This is a genomic window from Streptomyces capoamus (genome assembly GCF_014654935.1).
Taxonomy (GTDB): Bacteria; Actinomycetota; Actinomycetes; order Streptomycetales; family Streptomycetaceae; genus Streptomyces; species Streptomyces capoamus.
The window spans coordinates 22,016-24,240 of sequence record NZ_BNBF01000047.1; the positions used below are offsets into that span (position 1 = coordinate 22,016).

The 2,225-nt window shown below is 71.2% G+C and carries 1 protein-coding gene; it reads left to right on the forward strand.

Going from position 1 to position 2,225, the window contains the following annotated elements:
• Window positions 1–599: 599 nt before the first annotated feature.
• Window positions 600–2,225, forward strand: a 1,626-nt coding sequence (locus IE312_RS37130) for an NB-ARC domain-containing protein (RefSeq protein WP_268254406.1), incomplete at its 3' end; no start/stop codon positions are given.

A 2,225-nucleotide genomic window follows, 5' to 3' on the forward strand; every position in this document is an offset into this window, starting at 1 on the left:
GCATCTATGTGGCGTCCGATCACGAGGAAGGCCCCCCGTTCGAATGGAACGGGGGGCCTTTGACCCCTCTGACCTACTGTTTAGGTCGGTGCCCCCGGCAGGATTCGAACCTGCGACACCCGCTTTAGGAGTTCATTCCGCCGGCTCAGTGGCCTAGTTCTCGTCGCTCAGACCTCGCCAGCGAGGTGCACGAAGGCTCTCCGGGGTACGCGAAGTGCACGCGTGTTGCCGTCAACGACTGCCGTCAGTGCGTAGCCGACTGGGGAGTGAAGACACCCCTGACGCCACCACCACGGCGGCCGAGACCCACCGGCCAGCCTTCGAGACGGCCCTCGGGCACGGCTGGCAGATTTACAGGGGGGGCTAAGTCCGCTGCCTGTGAACTGCAGGTTTGCCTCTGCGTGCTGCTGCTGGGGGACGTTTGGGGGAATCTGCGTTAGTTCCGGGTCTGCTCTGTGTCGCGAACAGCCGGTGGCGGGGGTGGGTGCGCGGGTACGGTCGGGGTGCTGGATCCGGCCGTGTTGGAGGGGGCTTTGGTGGCGGGCGGGGAGGCGCGGTACGGCGCTGGGGGCGGGGATCACGTCGATTTCCGTGACGGCTTGTTCACCGGGCCGGTCACGGGCAAGGGCGACCACTATCACTATTACGGAACACGGCGGCCCGGGGCCGTGTGGCCGCATCAGGTGGGGGTGATCCCGCCGCGGGCGGGCTGCTTCCAGGCCCGTGCCGAAGTGGTGCGGCTGCGTGAAGCACTGACGGGTGGACAGGCCGCGGTCCTGGTGGGGCAGGACACGGTCCACGGGCAGGTACTGACCGGAATGGGCGGGGTGGGCAAGACCCAGCTGGCCGCCGACTACGCCCGCACCGCCTGGCAGGCCGGTGAACTGGACGTGCTGGTGTGGATCAACGCGAGCAACGCCACCGCGGCCGCCTCGGGATATGCGCAGGCCGCCGTGGAGATCCTGGGCGCCGACCCCGCGGACCGGGAAACGGCCGCCCGCGCGTTCCTGGCCTGGCTGGAACCCAAGGCAAACGCCGCGCCGTGCCGGTGGCTGGTCGTCCTCGACGACGTCACCGACCCGGCCGACCTGAACGGGCTGTGGCCCCCGGCCGGCCCGCACGGCCGGACCCTGGTCACCACCCGCCGTCAGGACGGCGCCCTGGCGGGCCGTCTGATCAAGGTCGGGCTGTTCACCGAGGCCGAGTCCCTCGCCTACCTCACCGCCGCGCTGGGCGCCCGTGAGCGCCACGAGCCCGATGATCAGCTCACCGCGCTCGCCGAGGACTTGGGGCATCTGCCGCTCGCGTTGTCGCAAGCCGCCGCCTACCTCATCGACGCCGGTATCAGCGCCGCCGCCTACCGCAGGCTGCTGGCCGACCGTGCCACCCTGCTCGCCGACGCCGCTCCCGAGGTCCTGCCCGACGGCCAGACCCAGAGCGCGGCGGCGGCCTGGTCGCTGTCCGTCGACCGCGCCGACACCCTGCGCCCGGTAGGTCTGGCCCGCCCGATGCTCCAGCTCGCCGCTTTCCTGAGCCCCAACGGCATCCCCGAAGCCGTCCTGACCAGCGCCCCCGCCCTCGCCCACCTGAGCCGGCACCGCACCGGAAACGGCTCGCAGGCAACACCCCGGAACGCACCTCGGCCAGACGAGCAGGACGAGACTGCCGTGTCTGTCACTGCGAACGAGGCGGTCGGTGCTCTGCGGGCGCTGGCCCGGTTGAGCCTCATCGACCACACTCCTGCCATCCCGCACCAGGCCGTCCGCGTGCACCAGCTCATCCAGCGCGCCATCCGTGACACGCTCACCCCCGACCAGCACGGCCACCTCGCCCGCACCACCGCGGACGCCCTGACCACTGCCTGGCCCGACATCGAACGTGACACCGAACTCGCCCAGGCCCTGCGCGCCAATGCCACCGTCCTCACCCGCACCGCCGAGGACGCCCTGTACCAGCCCGACGCGCATACGGTCCTCTACCGGGCCGGAAAAAGCCTTGGCGAAGCCGGCCAGGTCACCGCCGCCACAGCCCACTTCCAACGCCTCACCCAGACCACCGGCCACCGCCTCGGCCCCGACCACCCCAACACCCTGACCGCCCGCAGCCACCTCGCCCGGTGGCGGGGGGAGGCGGGAGACGCGGCCGGCACCGCCGCCGCGTTCGAGGAGCTGCTGGTCGACCAAGTTCGGGTGCTGGGCGAGGACCACCCCTACACCCTGACCACC